Annotated in this window: 15 protein-coding genes; 12 read left to right on the top strand and 3 right to left on the bottom strand. The window is 60.0% G+C overall.

Annotated elements, in window-relative coordinates:
- Positions 1-113: 113 nt before the first annotated feature.
- A complete protein-coding gene (locus INF32_RS00460; RefSeq protein ID WP_317172648.1) occupies positions 114-896 on the bottom strand; it encodes a class I SAM-dependent methyltransferase in 783 nt (260 codons plus the stop codon).
- Between the two features lie 315 nt (positions 897-1,211).
- On the opposite strand from INF32_RS00460, the gene INF32_RS00455 reads away from it, so the two are divergent.
- A complete protein-coding gene (locus tag INF32_RS00455; RefSeq protein ID WP_226386450.1) occupies positions 1,212-2,411 on the top strand; it encodes a mechanosensitive ion channel family protein in 1,200 nt (399 codons plus the stop codon).
- 5 nt (positions 2,412-2,416) lie between these two features.
- Here INF32_RS00455 and bioD read toward each other — a convergent pair whose 3' ends face one another.
- Complete coding sequence (bioD, locus tag INF32_RS00450) at positions 2,417-3,067, bottom strand: dethiobiotin synthase (protein WP_226386449.1); 651 nt, start codon at positions 3,065-3,067, stop codon at positions 2,417-2,419.
- 75 nt (positions 3,068-3,142) lie between these two features.
- Here bioD and bioB point away from each other — a divergent pair, with 75 nt between their 5' ends.
- The 7 genes from bioB (at position 3,143) to INF32_RS00415 (ending at position 10,655) form a co-directional block, all read left to right on the top strand.
- The gene (gene bioB, locus INF32_RS00445) at positions 3,143-4,099 is read left to right on the top strand and encodes a biotin synthase BioB (protein WP_226386448.1); all 957 of its coding nucleotides are present in this window, start codon (positions 3,143-3,145) and stop codon (positions 4,097-4,099) included.
- A gap of 70 nt (positions 4,100-4,169) precedes the next feature.
- A complete protein-coding gene (locus INF32_RS00440; RefSeq protein WP_226386447.1) occupies positions 4,170-5,255 on the top strand; it encodes a DUF1573 domain-containing protein in 1,086 nt (361 codons plus the stop codon).
- A 37-nt stretch (positions 5,256-5,292) separates the two neighbouring features.
- Positions 5,293-6,177, top strand: a complete 885-nt coding sequence (locus tag INF32_RS00435) for a sulfide/dihydroorotate dehydrogenase-like FAD/NAD-binding protein (RefSeq protein WP_226386446.1) — start codon at positions 5,293-5,295, stop codon at positions 6,175-6,177.
- 15 nt (positions 6,178-6,192) lie between these two features.
- A complete protein-coding gene (locus INF32_RS00430) occupies positions 6,193-7,089 on the top strand; it encodes a toxin-antitoxin system YwqK family antitoxin (RefSeq protein ID WP_226386445.1) in 897 nt (298 codons plus the stop codon).
- Positions 7,090-7,091: 2 nt separating this feature from the next.
- Positions 7,092-8,483: an NADPH-dependent glutamate synthase gene (gene gltA / locus INF32_RS00425; protein ID WP_226386444.1), complete on the top strand. Its 1,392-nt coding sequence runs from the start codon at positions 7,092-7,094 to the stop codon at positions 8,481-8,483.
- A 42-nt stretch (positions 8,484-8,525) separates the two neighbouring features.
- Positions 8,526-9,083 carry a ferredoxin domain-containing protein gene (locus INF32_RS00420; protein WP_226386443.1) on the top strand — a complete coding sequence of 186 codons (558 nt, stop codon included), beginning with the start codon at positions 8,526-8,528 and terminating at the stop codon, positions 9,081-9,083.
- Between the two features lie 195 nt (positions 9,084-9,278).
- Positions 9,279-10,655 carry an MATE family efflux transporter gene (locus INF32_RS00415; RefSeq protein WP_226386442.1) on the top strand — a complete coding sequence of 459 codons (1,377 nt, stop codon included), beginning with the start codon at positions 9,279-9,281 and terminating at the stop codon, positions 10,653-10,655.
- Here INF32_RS00415 and INF32_RS00410 read toward each other — a convergent pair.
- Entirely contained in the window at positions 10,624-10,908 is a 285-nt protein-coding gene (locus INF32_RS00410) for a hypothetical protein (protein ID WP_226386441.1), read from the bottom strand. The genes INF32_RS00415 and INF32_RS00410 overlap by 32 nt on opposite strands.
- 88 nt (positions 10,909-10,996) lie before the next feature.
- Here INF32_RS00410 and trkA point away from each other — a divergent pair, with 88 nt between their 5' ends.
- The 4 genes from trkA to INF32_RS00390 are packed head-to-tail and all read left to right on the top strand — an operon-like array spanning position 10,997 to position 15,921.
- Positions 10,997-12,337 (top strand): Trk system potassium transporter TrkA, encoded by a 1,341-nt coding sequence (gene trkA / locus INF32_RS00405; protein WP_226386440.1) that lies wholly within the window; start codon positions 10,997-10,999, stop codon positions 12,335-12,337.
- Positions 12,338-12,342: 5 nt separating this feature from the next.
- Positions 12,343-13,860, top strand: a complete 1,518-nt coding sequence (locus INF32_RS00400; protein ID WP_226386439.1) for a GH3 auxin-responsive promoter family protein — start codon at positions 12,343-12,345, stop codon at positions 13,858-13,860.
- Between the two features lie 57 nt (positions 13,861-13,917).
- The gene (locus INF32_RS00395) at positions 13,918-14,544 is read left to right on the top strand and encodes a deoxynucleoside kinase (RefSeq protein ID WP_226386438.1); all 627 of its coding nucleotides are present in this window, start codon (positions 13,918-13,920) and stop codon (positions 14,542-14,544) included.
- A 3-nt stretch (positions 14,545-14,547) separates the two neighbouring features.
- Positions 14,548-15,921, top strand: coding sequence for a methyltransferase RsmF C-terminal domain-like protein (locus INF32_RS00390; protein ID WP_226386437.1), 1,374 nt, complete (start codon positions 14,548-14,550; stop codon positions 15,919-15,921).
- The last annotated feature ends 2 nt before the right edge of the window (positions 15,922-15,923 follow it).

Here is a 15,923-nt window from a genome sequence, read left to right as displayed (position 1 = left end):
ATCCAACCGATCCCGCCCCTACAGGAACAGAAAAAAACGCGCAGAATATCTTTCCTTCAGCCTTCTTTCACTCGCCACCGTACGGAGTCCGGCCGGCAGCACCGGAATACAGACTACATTTTACGGCCGATATAAAAGACATAGCCGTAACAGTAGCCGTACTCACGGTAGAGCGCAATCTCCTCGCGCTGCCTCACCACGAATTCCCGGGCGGCAGGAAGCGCAGCATACTCCTTTTCGAATGAATCGAGCGCCGCGGCCATCGGTTCATAATAATGCTCCGTCCAACATTCGTCCGGCAACACGAAATGAGCCTCGGCACGGAATCCGGCCTGCTCCATCTGAGCGATCTTGGCGGCAACGGTATCCGTTTCGGCATAATTGCGCCGCCAATACGCCTCTATTTCCGCAGGCCGGCGGGAGGAGAGCCAGGAGACCTCGGTCAGAGCGACACAACCGCCCGGCTTCAGAAAACGCCTCCAATACTCCAGCCCCCGGCGATAACCGATATTATAGACCGAGCCCTCGGCCCAGATCAGGTCGAACTCCCCGGCGGAAAAAGGCAAATCGTCCATCGACGCCCGCACGGCCTCCACCCTGGAACCGAATCCCGCACGGTCCATCCGTCGCCGAAGTCCGTCGAGCATCTCGGGCAACAGATCGACGGCAGCGATCCGTCCGAAAGTTTCCCGGGCAAGCACCAGCGTCTGGGCCCCCGTTCCACAGCCGATGTCCGCAATACGGGCACCGGCAGGAAGTTCTCCCGTCAGCATCAACGCCCGGCGGGTAGCCTCGTCGGAACCGGGTCCCTGCCGGTCGAGCCGCCGAAAAAAATCGGCGATCAAAGAAAAATCGAAATCTTCTATCCGTTTCGAAGCCTGATCCATATCCGTCATATATATAAAAGTGAACGACACCGACCGTTTCCGGCCTTCCGCCTGCAAAGATAAATTTTTACCGCCGCACCGAATTCCTTCCCAGGTAAAAAATCCGACCAGGATGTCAAACCAATCGATCCAAACTATCAGAGGAACATTCCCATGTTTCCGGCCGTTTCCCGTTCCGGACAGTCCGGAAACCACCGCCCTCCTTCCTGCGCAAAATCGGGTCCGTTGCCGGTCGAAAAGAAAATTTTATGTAAATTTACCCGGATTTCTCGTTCCGCCCCGGCAATCCAGCCGGAAAACGAAGTCGATAAAAATGCACCGGCTATGGAAGAGTTGAATGACACGATATCGCAGATGCTTCAAAAGACCGGCCTTTCCGGAATCTATACCGAATGGGGGACCAAGGCCGTCATCCTTCTGGGAATCCTGCTCGTGACGTACGCGGCGACCAAAATATTCCGCCATCTGGTCATTCCCGCCCTGCAGACCATCAGCAGCCAGACAAAGGCCACCTGGGACGACCATCTTTTCAACGACCGGGTGCTGCACGGCGTGTGCCGTCTGCTGCCACCCGTCGTGTGGTACATGCTGCTGCCGCTGGCCTTTCCGGACATGCCGGAACTGCTGGACATTCTGAGGAAGATCTGCATGATCTATCTGGTCGTCGTCTCGCTCCTGTTCATCAGCCTGCTGCTGAACACGCTGTACGAAATATCGAGCCACCACGAAACCTGGAGGGACCGGCCGCTCAAGGGAATCTACCAGATGATCAAACTAGTGGCCGTCTGCATCGGGGCCATCCTCATCCTCAGCACGCTCATCGGGAAGGACGCCACGAGCATTCTGGCCGGACTGGGAGCTTCGGCCGCCGTGCTGATGCTGATCTTCCGCGACAGCATTCTGGGACTGGTGGCCGGCGTGCAGCTCTCGGCCAACGACATGCTGCGCCCCGGCGACTGGATCACCATGAGCAAGTACGGCGCAGACGGCTACGTGACTGAAGTGACGCTGACGACCGTCAAGGTCCAGAACTTCGACAAGACCATCACGACGATCCCACCCTATGCGCTGGTCAGCGATTCGTTCCAGAACTGGCGGGGCATGTGGGAGAGCGGCGGGCGGCGGATCAGGCGCTCCTTCCTGATTGACGCCAACACGGTGCATTTCTGCTCCGGGGAGGAGCTGCGCCGTTTCCGCCAGAAGGGACTGATACCCGAAGAGGAGGAAGAGGCGCCGGAACGGGAGAGGGTCAACCTGGAAGTCTTCCGGAACCATCTCCTGCGGTACATCCAGCATCATCCCGGCATCCACCCCGACCTGTTGCAGATGGTCCGTATGCTCCAGCCGACGGCCGAGGGCATTCCCGTCGAAATCTACTGTTTCACCCGGACGACCGAATGGATTCCGTTCGAAGCGCTGCAGGGAGAAATCTCCGACCACGTCATCGCCGTGCTCCCAGAATTCGGCCTGCGGATTTTCCAGCGACCCTCGGGAGAGGATTTACAACGGACGAAACAGGCCTGAACCCGTCACAGCCGGCAGAAGGGGAATTCGAGGAAGACACACTCCGGCATCGTCTTCGCCAGATAGGTGCGTATCACCTCGCGGGTGTCGTCCGTAATCTCCGGCGAAGTCTCCGGACAGAGATCATAGGCTACGAAGCCGACCTTCACGCCCCGGACCCGGCACATCTCCAGACTCAACAGGGTGTGGTTGATACTTCCCAGTTTGGGATTGGTCACCAGAATGACGGGAAGCCGCCTCTCCGCGATGTAATCCAGCGTGGTATAAAGACCCTCCAGCGGCACCATCAGCCCCCCGGCCCCTTCGATCAGCACCGTGTCGTAGCGTTCCAGAAGACGCTGCGTGCTCTTCTCCACGAGCGAGAGGTCGAGTTTCCTCCCGTCGATCCGTACCGCCAGGTCGGGCGAGGCGGGATAAGTGAAGCGGAGCGGGGCGGTCGTGAAATCGAGGTCCTCCGGCAGAAGGCCCGTCCCCATGATTTTCCGGTGCAGCCCGATGTCCTCGGAAGCCCCGGTGCAGCCGGTCTGAATGAATTTCTGGGTGATCACCCGACAGCCCCGGGCCCTCCAGTCGCGGGCCAGCATCCCGGTCACATAGCTTTTTCCGGCATCCGTGTCGATCCCGGTAACGAAGTAAACGCGTTCGAGCGGTGTCATATTCCGAACAATTTTCGCGTAAAAATACTAACTTTGTACGGATTTCGTCCCGCTCGCGGGTAAAATATCACGACGATGAACGACAGGCTGGAACAACGGATCAAGGAGGGCTACCGCATAGAGTACGGGGAAGCCGTGGAACTGGAACGGCAGACGCCTCACGAGGCCCTCTGGGCGATGGCAGGGCGTCTGCGCACGCATTTTCTCGGCGACGGGTTCGACACCTGCTCCATCATCAACGCCCGTTCGGGAAGATGCAGCGAAAACTGCAAGTGGTGTTCCCAGTCCCGGTTCCACCGCACGCAGGTGGATGTCTATCCGCTGATCGGAGCCGGGGAGGCCCTCGAACTGGCGGCCCACAATGCGGCCAAGGGCGTACGGAGGTTTTCGCTGGTCACGAGCGGCCGCACCCTCTCGGACACCGATCTCGAAAAGGCCTGCGGCATCTACGAAGAGCTCGGCCGGAAAGTGAAGATCGGTCTGTGCGCCTCGATGGGGTTGCTCACCTCCGCCCAGCTACGCCGGCTGAAGGAGGCCGGCGTGGAACGCTACCACTGCAACCTGGAGAGTGCACCCTCCTATTTTCCGGAACTCTGCACGACCCACACCACGGAAGAAAAGATACAAACCCTGCGCCGGGCCCGGGAAGCGGGTCTGGAGCTCTGCTCGGGCGGCATCATCGGCATGGGGGAGAGCATGGCCCAGCGGATCGAACTGGCCGTGACGCTCCGGGACCTGGAGATACGCTCGATCCCGCTCAACATTCTCAACCCGATCCCGGGCACACCGCTGGAAAACATGCCCCGCCTGACAGACGACGAAGTGCTGACCACTGCGGCGCTTTTCCGGATCGTCAACCCGCAGGCCCACATCCGGCTGGCCGGGGGACGTCCGCTGATCGCCCATCTCTTCCCCCGCCTGCTCCACTGCGGAGTGAGCGCCTCCATCGTAGGGGACATGCTCACCACCACCGGCTCGGACATAGACACGGACAAGGAAGTGTTAAAAAAAGAGGGTTTCCGCATCGGATAAGCCGATTTTTGAATAACCGAACCGTTTTTCAGATGACAACCATTATCTTTGCTCCATGACGCGAATCTGCATGAGACATATACCGCTGCTGGCCTGCCTGCTGCTGTGGACGGTCTCCGCAACCGGACAGCAGGCGGAACGATCCGTACTGAAATTCGAGGAAGACACCTGGAATTTCGGGAAAATCGAAGAGCTCGGCGGCCCGGTCAGCCACACCTTCTCCTTCACCAACACGGGCGGCAAACCGGTGGTTCTCGAGGAGGTCTCCGTCTCCTGCGGATGCACCACTCCCGAATATTCGAAGGCCCCCGTCCTGCCGGGACGCACGGGCACGATCCGCATCACCTACGACCCGGCGAACCGGCCCGGCCCTTTCAACAAAGAGATATACATCATCAGCGGCAACCGCACCAGCCGCAACGTAATCCGCGTGCGGGGCGAAGTGATCCCCCGTCCCCGCACCCTCGAGGACGACTATCCCATCGCGCTCACCTCCGGCCTACGGATCGACGGCATGTCACTCAATTTCAGCTACGTGGGACAGGGAACGGCACGTTCGATGGTCATCCGCTATGCGAATACCTCCGAACGCACGGTCTCACTGTCGGCCGCCGCCGATCCCGTCTGCCCCTGGTTGAAAATCCCGGGCCCTGCGACCGTTCCCCCGGGAGGGAAAGGCGAACTTACCCTCACTTGCGACCTCACCGGGGAAAAGCTGTGGGGCAGAGCTTCCGCCAGGGTCTACCTGACCGTCGGCGGCAAACGCTTCGCCACACCGCTTTCGGTCACCGCCATCGGCACGGACGATTTCCGTTCCCTAAGCCGCGAAGGAAAGGAGCAGGGGCCCCGCGCCCACCTCGATTCCCAGTTCTACAACTTTTCAGACGTGCGGCAGGGAAGCAGGGTCAGCCGCGAATTCACCCTCTCCAACAGCGGAGAAGCCCCTCTGATCGTCCGGGCCATACAGCCGCAGCCGGGTGTAAGCTGCTCTCTGCGGGAGGGTACCGAGCTCGCCCCGCATACGAAAACCACTTTCCGCATCACGCTCGATCTGTCGGGTTTCGAAAAGGGACGGCTGTTCCGCAGCATCTCCCTCGTCACGAACGACCCCACCCGCCCCCTGCGGGAAATCCGGCTCACGGCCAATCTGCAATAACATTCCGAAAAAGACAAACAAGAAACCGTACCGAAATATGTTCAAGATCTTAGAGAAAACCGAACTCGCCGCCAACATCTGGCAGATGCGCATCGAAGCTCCGCGCGTGGCCCACTCCGCCCGGCCCGGCCAGTTCGTCATCGTCCGCGTGGACGAACAGGGGGAGCGCGTGCCGCTCACTATCTCCGACTACGATCCCGCCGCGGGCTGGGTGGCCATCGTCGTCCAGACCATCGGCGTATCCACCAAAAAACTCTGCGCCCTCGGCGCCGGCGATTCGATCGCCGATTTCGCCGGACCGCTGGGACGTCCCTCTGAATTCGTGTCGGAACCGCCCGAGAGCCTCCGCACGAAGAGAATTCTCTTCGTGGCCGGCGGCGTGGGCACGGCGCCGGTCTATCCGCAGGTGAAGTGGCTACACGAACACGGCGTACAGGCGGACGTGATCGTCGGCGCCAAGAGCCGGGAGATGCTCATCATGACCGACCGGATGCGCGCCGTGGCCGGCAACCTCTACATCGCCACGGACGACGGCAGCGAAGGATACAAGGGGCTGGTCACCGGCCTGATCGGAGAACTGATCGAGAAGCAGGGCAAGCAGTACGACCTGGTGGTAGCCATCGGCCCGATGATCATGATGAAATTCGTGGCGGCGACGACCCGAAAATACGGCATCAAAACGATCGTGAGCCTCAACACGCTCATGGTGGACGGCACGGGTATGTGCGGGGCCTGCCGGGTGAGCGTGGGCGGACGGACCGTCTTCACCTGCGTGGACGGCCCCGAATTCGACGGTCACCAGGTGGACTTCGACGAGGCCATGCGCCGCCAGGGTATGTACCGCAGTCTCGAACAACGGGCCGAAAAGATCGCGCAGGAACGCGCGGAAGGCCACGTATGCAAAATCGGGCTGGACAAATAACATTTTTTACGAGCTATGAAACGGTTGGTATTGATTACGGGTATTCTGTTGGCAATGACCGGATGTCGCCTATTTACATCCGAAATAGACGGTACAACCGTTCGTGTGGATGAAGCTACCCAGTTCTGCACCGATAAAAAGAGCGGCAAGCCGATCACGGGAACCGTAATATATACCCGAGATAACCCCCGGCATAAAATCGACCGGAAAGCCCCCGAACGCTACAAACAAGCCGCATTCGAAGTCCGAAATGGAAAAAAGACCGGAACCGGCTACGAATATTACCCCAACGGGAATATCCGGACCGAATACCCTTATGCAGACGGCCTTGTTTCCGGGACAGTCATAAGCTACTACCCCGGTGGAGAGGTCCGTTGCGTAACCTCTTACCAGAAAAACAAAAAGCACGGGACAGAGCAGGAGTTCCGCCAAGACGGGACCCAGTCTCGCGAGGCACGATACGAAAGCGGGGCTTTGGTGGCAGAATACGAATTCGACCGGGACGGGAATAAAATAGTTTCCGCCGCGGAACGGCTGGAACTGACGGGATTCGACACCGGATTCTATGAATATATCGACCTGAATTCCACCCAAGTGTTATACCAGCCCATGGTTATCATGAAGTTGAAAAACATCTCCGATGCACCGTTGTCCGAACGGATAAAGATAGAGGGGGTATTTATCTCGAACGACGAGGAACTTTCCAGCGTCTCCGATTATTTCACAGGAATTTTTGGGACGCCACTGCAACCCGGACTCGCCAAACAGTGCACTCTCAGAAGCCGTGTAGGTTATCCAGATCCGAGGGCCATTACCGGCGCGAAAGTATCCTGCAGAATATACATCAACGGACAGTTATTCAAAACGACAACCATACAAAACAAATATTTACACTCAAACCGAATTCAATAAACATGGCAAACAAGATACCGCGGGTTCCCGTGCGCGAACAGGACCCGAAAGTCCGGGCCGCCAACTTCGATGAGGTGTGCTACGGTTACAACGCGGAGGAGGCGCGTCTGGAGGCCTCCCGCTGTCTGAACTGCAAGAAGCCGCGCTGCGTGGAGAGCTGCCCGGTTTCGATCCAGATTCCGCAGTTCATCGCCCGTGTGGCGGAAGGCGATTTCGAAGGCGCCGCCCGCATCATCGCCGAGGACAGTTCGCTGCCTTCGGTCTGCGGACGCGTCTGCCCGCAGGAGACCCAATGCGAAGGCTCCTGTATCCTGGGCATCAAGGGCGAGCCGGTAGCCATCGGCAAACTGGAGCGTTTCGTGGGAGACTGGAGCATCGAAAACGGGAAACGGTTCGCTGAGGCGGCCGCACCGAACGGCCGCAAGGTGGCCGTGGTGGGCAGCGGTCCCAGCGGACTGGCCTGTGCCGCCGACCTGGCCAAAATGGGCTACGAGGTGACGATCTTCGAGGCGCTGCACAAGGTCGGCGGCGTACTGGAGTACGGCATTCCCGAATTCCGCCTCCCGAAACAGAAGATCGTGGCCGAAGAGGTGGAGAATGTCCGGCGTCTGGGCGTACGGATCGAGACCGACGCCATCATTGGGCGGACGGTTACCGTGGACCAGCTTCTGGACGAAGAGGGATACGGCGCCGTATTCATCGGTTCGGGAGCCGGACTGCCCCGATTCATGGGCATTCCCGGCGAGAACCTGAACGGCGTGGTTTCGGCCAACGAATTCCTCACCCGGGCCAACCTGATGAAAGCCTACGACGACCGGTACGACACTCCGATCTATGTGGGACAGAGGGTCGTGGTCGTAGGCGGAGGCAACGTGGCCATGGATGCCGTGCGCACGGCCAAGCGGCTCGGAGCCGAGGCGTTCATCGTCTACCGCCGTTCGGAGGCGGAACTGCCCGCCCGGACGGAAGAGGTTCACCATGCCAAAGAGGAGGGGATCGACTTCCGTATGCTGACCAATCCCGTCGAGGTGCTCGGCGACGAAAAGGGCTGGGTACGCGGTATCCGCTGCATCCGCATGGAACTGGGCGAACCCGACGCATCGGGCCGCCGCTCGCCGGTGGAGATTCCCGGCTCGGAATTTGAAATAGCCTGCGACGTGGTCATCATGGCGCTGGGCACCTCGCCCAACCCGCTGATCGCTTCCACCACCCGGGGCCTCGAGACCAACCGCAAAGGCTGTATCGTGGCGGACGAAAACGGACAAACCTCACGCGAAGGCATCTTCGCCGGCGGCGACACGGTGACCGGAGCGGCCACCGTGATCCTCGCCATGGGAGCGGGACGCAAGGCCGCCAGGGCGATCGACGCCTACTTGCGCAGCAAAACGAAATAACGACCGCAGCGTCCCCGCTGCCGAAAAAAAACACAGAACGTCATGACACTCAACGAACAACACAGCCGGAAAGACCATATCCTGCACATCGCCCGGGGCATGATGGCCGCAGCCCGCACGGCTCCCAAGGCCAAAGGCGTGGACAATCTGGAAATCGTGACCGTCACGGGAGACGACCTGCCCCGGCTGGCTCAGAAAATGCGGGCGATGAGCGAGGAGAACGGATTCAAGTTCTTCCTGCGCGACGCGAACAATGTGGAGCAATCGGACGCCGTCGTCGTCATCGGCACGCGGCTGGGAGTCTTCAACCTCAACTGCGGCATGTGCGGATTCCCCACCTGCGCCGACAAATCGCAGTTCGAGAGCGTTCCCTGCGCGTTCAACACCAACGACCTGGGCATTGCGCTCGGGTCGGCGGCCGCCTATGCGGCCGACCACAGGATCGACAGCCGGATCATGTATTCGGCCGGAACCGCCGCCCGCGCCATGGGGCTGGTGGCGGCCGACTGCAAGGCCGTCCTCGCCATCCTGCTCAGTTGCAGCGGAAAGAGCCCCTATTTCGACCGGACGGCCGACAAGGACCCCCAACCCGGAAAGTAACCTTTCCCTCCCTGCTTCCGGCAAAAAAATCCATCCGGAATTTGGATGCGAAGCGAACAATTCCTACTTTCGCAGCCGGAACAGACCAAGAACGTTTTGTAATCCTCATCGGAGGGCAGCATAGCATGCCGGATAAGATGACTGGGTAAAACCAATCAGCTTGTCCGGTTTTTTTATGATCAGACAGAAACGGTTATGGAAAGAGACGCTATCGACCTGGGAACAGTGAAGATTTCCGTACTATTCCGGAAAATGTTCATCCCCACCCTGCTGGGCATGCTCAGCATGTCGGCGGTAACGGCCATCGACGGAATTTTCGTGGGGCACGGCGTGGGAAGCGACGGAATCGCCGCAATCAACATCTGTATCCCCCTGCTGATGATCTTCACGGGCATCGGACTCATGGCCGGTGTGGGCTGTTCGGTGGTGGCCTCCATCCACCTGTCGAGAAGGAAACTCAAGGCCGCCCGGCTGAACGTCACGCAATCGCTGCTGTTCGTCACCCTGGCCGCCCTGATTCCCTCGGTGGCGATCCTGCTCTTTCCCCGGCGGACGGCCCTGCTGCTCGGTTCATCGGACCATCTGCTGCCGATGGTGACGGACTATCTGATGTGGTTCGTCCCCGCCCTCACGTTCCAGATGTGGATCGCTGTCTCGCTCTTCGTCATCCGCCTCGACGGCGCCCCGAAACTGGCCATGTGGTGCAGCGTCGTCTCGGCCGCCGTCAACGTCGTACTGGACTGGCTCTTCATCTTCCCGCTGGGCTGGGGCGTGATGGGCGCGGCTCTCGCCTCGACGATCGCCATCGTCACGGGAGGGACCATCGCCATCTCCTACCTGCTCCTCTTCGCCCGCAGCCTGCGTCTGCATCCGCTGAAGGCGAGCCGAAAAAGCATGAGGCTCTCGCTGCGCAACATCGGCTACCAGTGCCGCATCGGCTCCTCCGCCCTGTTGGGCGAGGCGACCATGGCCGTACTCATGTTCACGGGCAACCAGGTATTCATGCACTATCTGGGCGACGAAGGAGTGGGCGCATTCGGCATTGCCTGCTACTACGCCCCTTTCGTCTTCATGATCGGCAATGCCGTGGCCCAGTCGGCCCAGCCTATCATCAGCTACAACTTCGGGACGGGCGACATGGCCCGGGTCGCCTCGGCCGGCCGGCTGTCCCTTCTGACGGCCGTCGTCTGCGGGATCGCCGTCATGTCGGCGTTCACGCTCTGTCCCCGTTTCCTGGTAGGGCTCTTCCTGCCGCCGGACGACACGGCGGCCCGCATCGCCATCGGGGGATTTCCCACCTTCTCGCTGGGTTTCGTCTTCTTCATCGCCAACCTTGCCGCCATCGGCTACTACCAGAGCCTCAAACGGATCGGTCCCGCCACCGCTTTCGCCCTGCTGCGAGGTGTCGCCCTGCTTGTACCGAACTTCGTTCTGATACCGAAAATACTGGGAGAGACAGGCATCTGGCTCGCCATGCCGGTCTCGGAAGCGGGAACGTTCCTCGTGATCGCGGGGTTCTACCTGGCCGCCCGCAGCAAGGTTAACGGCCTGGTCCGTCCGAACAACGGGTAGCGCAGGTACGACAGTCCCCCTCCTCACACTGGCCCGGAAGCGGATCGCCGCAGGCGCCCTTCAATTCGCGCTCTTCGGCCCGCATCTGCTGTGCGGCACACTTTATGCCCCGTTCCTGCATATGGGGATTCTCGCCGATCTCCGACTGGATATGGTGTCCCTTGAAGATCAGCGTCAACGACAGGGCCAGCACGAAAAGGGCCACGGCCGCCACCGCGATCAGGAGGACCAGCCCCGTGTGGGAAAGTTCCATAACACTACCTTAAATTAACCGAACAAGTGATGCAATATCCGTACAAAATTATAATTTTGCATGAACATATCCTAACAAACCCCCGCCAATGAAGATCGTAATCGCCGGAGCGGGCGAAGTGGGCAGCCATCTGGCCACGATGCTCAGCGGAAATTCACACGACATCGTCGTGATCGACGACGAGCAGAAACTGCTCGACGAGATCTCGGGCATGGCCGACGTGGTGACCATCGAAGGCGACTGCACCACGTTCGCCACCCTCAAGAAAGCCTCCGTACGCAAGGCCGACCTCTTCATCGCCGTCAACCACGAGGAGAACATCAACATCATATCGGCCATGCTGGCCAAACAGCTCGGAGCCCGTAAATCCATCGCCCGGATCGACAACAACGAGTACCTCGAACCCAACAACAAGGAGATATTCATCAACATGGGCATCGACTACCTGTTCTACCCGGAAAAGGTGGCCGCCCGGGAAGTCATCAACCTGCTGGGCAACACGGCCACCACGGAGTACGTGGACTTCTCCGGGGGCAAACTGGTGCTGGTGGTCTTCAAGCTCGACTCCTCCTCCCCGCTGGTGGACAAGACCCTGATCCAGGTGACCAGCGACCGGGAGAACCTTCCCTACCGCACGGTCGCCATCTCGCGGGCCGGGGAGACGATCATCCCCCGCGGGGACGACGTTTTCCAGGAGCACGACACGATCTACGTCATCACCAACCAGGAATCGGTACACGCCGTGATGGAATTTTCCGGCAAATCGAACGTGGAGATCAACAATCTGATGATTTTGGGCGGCAGCCGGATCGGCGTGCGCATCGCCACCGAACTGCAGGACCAAGTGAACGTCAAACTGGTGGACTACAACGCCGAAAAGGCCTACAAACTGGCCGAGACGCTGGAAAAAACACTGATAATCAACGAAGACGGACGCAACACCGACTCCATGCTCGAGGAGGGGCTCACCAACATGGACGCCTTCGTGGCCGTCACGGGCCGCTCGGAGACCAATATTCTGGCTGCCCTGCTGGCCAAGCGCATGGGGGTGAAGAAGGTGATCGCCGAGGTGGAGAACCTCAACTACATCAGCCTGGCCGAGAGCATGGGAATCGACACGATCATCAACAAAAAGCTCATCACGGCCAGCAACATTTTCCGCTTCACGATGAGTACGGACGTACAGGCGATCAAATGCCTCACGGGCAGCGACGCCGAGGTGCTGGAATTCATCGTCAAGCCCAACTCCCCGGCCACCAAAGCGAAAATCCGTGAACTCGACTTCCCGCGCGACGCCATGATTGGCGGCATCGTGCGCGGCGACAAGATTTTCATCGCCGTCGGCGACATGGAGATCAACGCCTACGACAGGGTAGTGGTATTCGCACTGCCGGATGCCATTTCACGTATCGGCAAATATTTCAACTGAACCCCATGTCCTTCACGACCCATATCGTCAACCTGTTTTTCCGCCACCGCCGGAGCGAAATCGACTTTTTCCGCGAACACCCGGTCCAGGTGCAGGAACTCCAGCTGAAATACCTGCTCGGACAGGGTGCCCGGACGGTCTTCGGAAAAGCCTGCGGCATGGACGGCATCCACACGGTTGAGCAGTTCCAGAACCGGGTGGAGGTATCCGACTACGAGCATTTCAGCCGGTTCATCAACCGCACCCGGCTGGGCGAGCAGGGCGTGATCTGGCCTACACCGATCCGCTGGTTCGCCAAATCGTCCGGCACGACCGACTACAAGAGCAAATACATTCCCGTGAGCGAGCAGGGGTTGCGGGACGCACACCTGCAAGGGCCGCGCGACGTCATCGCCCTGTTCTCGTCGCTCTATCCCGACAGCCGGGTCTTCGGCGGCAAGACGCTCACACTGGGCGGCAGCCACCGCATCGAACGCGAAGGGGAAACGGCCCAAACGGGTGACCTGTCGGCCATCCTGATCGAAAACACGCCCCGTTGGGCCGATTGGCGGCGGGTCCCCTCGGCACGGACCGCCCTGATCCCCGATTTCGAGGAGAAGGTACGCAGGATATGCGAAGAGACTGCAGGAGAGAATATCTCGTCGTTCGCCGGCGTCCCTTCCTGGAACCTGGTGATGATGAACAAAATCCTGGAATACACGGGCAAGACGAACCTGCTGGAAGTGTGGCCGAACCTGGAACTGTTCATCCACGGGGGCATGAACTTCAAGCCTTACCGCGAACAGTACCGACGGTTGATTCCCTCGCCCCGCATGAAATACATGGAGACCTACAACGCCTCCGAAGGATTTTTCGCCATCGGGGACGATCCCTCGCGGGATGACATGCTGCTGATGCTGGATTACCGTATTTTCTATGAATTCCTGCCCCTCGCCTCGCTGGACGATCCGTCGAAAGCCGTTCCGCTGGCCGGGGTAAGACCCGGGGTCAACTACGCCATGATCATCTCCACGAGCAACGGACTGTGGCGCTATCAGATCGGAGACACGGTGGAATTCACTTCCACGTCGCCCTACCGTATCCGTATCACGGGCCGCACGAAGCACTACATCAACGTATTCGGCGAGGAGATCGTCGTAGACAATGCCGAGAGCGCCATACGGGCGGCCTGCGATGCCACAGGAGCCGAAATCGCCGAATTCACGGTGGCCCCGATCTTCATGGAGGGCCGCAGCAAGGGATCGCACGAATGGGTGGTGGAGTTCCGCCGCCGGCCGGACGACCCGGCGGAGTTTGCCCGCAGGCTGGACGAGGCCCTTCAGCGGGTCAACTCCGACTACGAGGCCAAGCGGTTCAAGGACACGACCCTGATGCCGCTCACGCTGACAGAAGTGGGTCCCGGCACATTCCTGCGCTGGATGCAGGGCCGGGGCAAGATGGGGGGCCAGAACAAAGTGCCCCGCCTGTTCAACGAACGCACGTTCGTGGAGCAACTGAAAGAGGCCGACACCGGCCGGAAATAGAGACACATGAACCCAAACCCGACGAAGAACATGGACAGTGCGCCAAAACTCAAGTATATGTATATAGCAATCGCAGGAAATATCGGAAGCGGAAAGACCTCCCTGACGGAGATACTGGCCCGCCGGTGCCGTATGGCCACCTATTTCGAAGAGAGCGACAACCCCTACATCGGCGACTTCTACGAAGACATGAACCGCTGGGCATTCAACCTCCAGATCTACTTTCTGGGCAGCCGGATCAGACAGGCACGGGAAATCCTCGCCTGCAACAGCGATCTGATCCAGGACCGCACGATCTACGAGGACGCCAATATCTTCGCGGACAACCTGCACCAGATGGGACTGATCTCCTCGCGCGATTTCGACACCTACATGAAGATCTACGACCTGGCCACCAACCTGATTCCGCAGCCCGACCTGCTGATCTACCTCCGGGCGAGCGTCCCCACGCTCATCAGCCAGATCCAGAAACGGGGACGGGCCTACGAAATGTCGATCGACGAAAGCTATCTGGAACGCCTCAACAAAAAATACAACCACTGGATCGACAACATCTACGAAGGCGAGGTGATGACAGTGGACATCGACCACGAGGATTTCGTGATGAATCCCGCCGTGATCGACCGTGTCGTAGCCCGCATCGAAGAACTGCGGGCGTTGCGGGGAAAACAACCGAACGAATAACGCATGCTGCCCCCTTCTTTCATCGAATCGCTCGCCGGCACGGGACTGGATGCCGCCGGACGGGACGCGCTCTGCCGGACACTGGAGGCAGGCGAAACGCCGGTATCCGTCCGGTTCAACCCCTACAAACTCGCCGAACGGCCGGAAGGCGAGGGTGTCCCGTGGAACCGGTACGGTTTCTACCTGGCTGAACGGCCCCGGTTCACGCTCGATCCGCTGTTCCACGCCGGGGTCTATTACGTACAGGAGGCGAGTTCCATGTTTCTGGAACACATCTACCGGTCGTTGTTCGGCGAAGGAGAGCGGCTCCGCATCCTCGACCTGTGCGCCGCTCCGGGCGGCAAGAGCACGCTGCTCGCCACCGCGGCCGGGCTCGAAAGCGTCGTGGTGGCCAACGAGGTGATCCGTGCGCGGGCGCTCACGCTGGCCGACAACATCCGCAAATGGGGTTTGGGCAACGTGGCCGTCACCAGCAACGACCCGTCGCATTTCGGCGCACTGGAACATTGGTTCGACCTGATCGCGGTGGACGCTCCCTGTTCGGGCGAAGGCATGTTCCGCAAAAATCCGGAAGCCACGGCCCAATGGAGTCCCCAGGCGGTGGAGCTATGCGCCGGACGCCAGCGCCGGATACTGAGCGAAGTGTGGAGCGCCTTGCGTCCGGGCGGTATCCTGATATACAGCACCTGCACCTTCAACCGCAGGGAAAACGAAGAGAACGTCGCGTGGCTCGTCGAAAATTACGACTGCGAGGGAGTGCGGATCGAAACCGATCCGGCCTGGGGCATCGTCCGCGGAGAAGTTCCCGCCGGAGAGGGGGTGCCGGTACCCGTATTCCGCTTTTTCCCCCATGCCGTGCGGGGCGAGGGATTTTTCTGCGCCGTGATCCGGAAGGCTGAAGGACGCGTCCGCACCCGCCTGTCCAAACCGCGCCGCACGGTCTTCACCGAAGCGACCCGTCAGGAACAGGCCTCCCTGCGCCCGTGGTTCGGGCAGCCCGAATTCATGCATTTCGTCCGGATCGGCGACCAGATGTACGGCTATTACGAGGAAGCCTACCCCGCCGTGCGGGAGGTGGCCGAACGGTTATCCGTCCTCTACTCGGGTGTCCATGCCGGGCAGCTCTATCACGGGAAACTGAAACCGGAACACCCGCTGGCCCTGTTCCACGACCTGGCCCGGGAAGCTGTTCCTCAGGCGGAACTGGGGGAGACGGCCGCGCTCGGCTACCTGCGCAGAGGAGACATTCCCGCCGACGGGCTGGCCGAAGGGATGAACCTCGTCTGTTTCGAAGGGGTTCCGCTGGGATGGATCAAACGGATCGGCAACCGGACGAACAATCTCTATCCGAAAGAACTCCGTATCCAGAACCTGTAATG

Origin of the sequence: Gallalistipes aquisgranensis, assembly GCF_014982715.1 — a bacterium.
GTDB classification, from domain to species: Bacteria; Bacteroidota; Bacteroidia; order Bacteroidales; family Rikenellaceae; genus Gallalistipes; species Gallalistipes aquisgranensis.
Note: the sequence above shows the minus strand (reverse complement) of the source record. Positions and strands in the feature narration are given on the sequence as shown.

Excerpts from the sequence above, each read along its gene's own strand:
- INF32_RS00435 (WP_226386446.1), top strand. The coding sequence starts at position 5,293 with ATGTTCAAGATCTTAGAGAAAACCGAACTCGCCGCCAACATCTGGCAG.
- INF32_RS00455 (WP_226386450.1), top strand. The coding sequence starts at position 1,212 with ATGGAAGAGTTGAATGACACGATATCGCAGATGCTTCAAAAGACCGGC.
- INF32_RS00415 (WP_226386442.1), top strand. The coding sequence starts at position 9,279 with ATGGAAAGAGACGCTATCGACCTGGGAACAGTGAAGATTTCCGTACTA.
- INF32_RS00410 (WP_226386441.1), bottom strand. The coding sequence starts at position 10,908 with ATGGAACTTTCCCACACGGGGCTGGTCCTCCTGATCGCGGTGGCGGCC.
- bioD (WP_226386449.1), bottom strand. The coding sequence starts at position 3,067 with ATGACACCGCTCGAACGCGTTTACTTCGTTACCGGGATCGACACGGAT.
- INF32_RS00430 (WP_226386445.1), top strand. The coding sequence starts at position 6,193 with ATGAAACGGTTGGTATTGATTACGGGTATTCTGTTGGCAATGACCGGA.
- trkA (WP_226386440.1), top strand. The coding sequence starts at position 10,997 with ATGAAGATCGTAATCGCCGGAGCGGGCGAAGTGGGCAGCCATCTGGCC.
- INF32_RS00395 (WP_226386438.1), top strand. The coding sequence starts at position 13,918 with ATGTATATAGCAATCGCAGGAAATATCGGAAGCGGAAAGACCTCCCTG.
- INF32_RS00390 (WP_226386437.1), top strand. The coding sequence starts at position 14,548 with ATGCTGCCCCCTTCTTTCATCGAATCGCTCGCCGGCACGGGACTGGAT.
- gltA (WP_226386444.1), top strand. The coding sequence starts at position 7,092 with ATGGCAAACAAGATACCGCGGGTTCCCGTGCGCGAACAGGACCCGAAA.
- bioB (WP_226386448.1), top strand. The coding sequence starts at position 3,143 with ATGAACGACAGGCTGGAACAACGGATCAAGGAGGGCTACCGCATAGAG.
- INF32_RS00440 (WP_226386447.1), top strand. The coding sequence starts at position 4,170 with ATGAGACATATACCGCTGCTGGCCTGCCTGCTGCTGTGGACGGTCTCC.
- INF32_RS00420 (WP_226386443.1), top strand. The coding sequence starts at position 8,526 with ATGACACTCAACGAACAACACAGCCGGAAAGACCATATCCTGCACATC.
- INF32_RS00460 (WP_317172648.1), bottom strand. The coding sequence starts at position 896 with ATGACGGATATGGATCAGGCTTCGAAACGGATAGAAGATTTCGATTTT.
- INF32_RS00400 (WP_226386439.1), top strand. The coding sequence starts at position 12,343 with ATGTCCTTCACGACCCATATCGTCAACCTGTTTTTCCGCCACCGCCGG.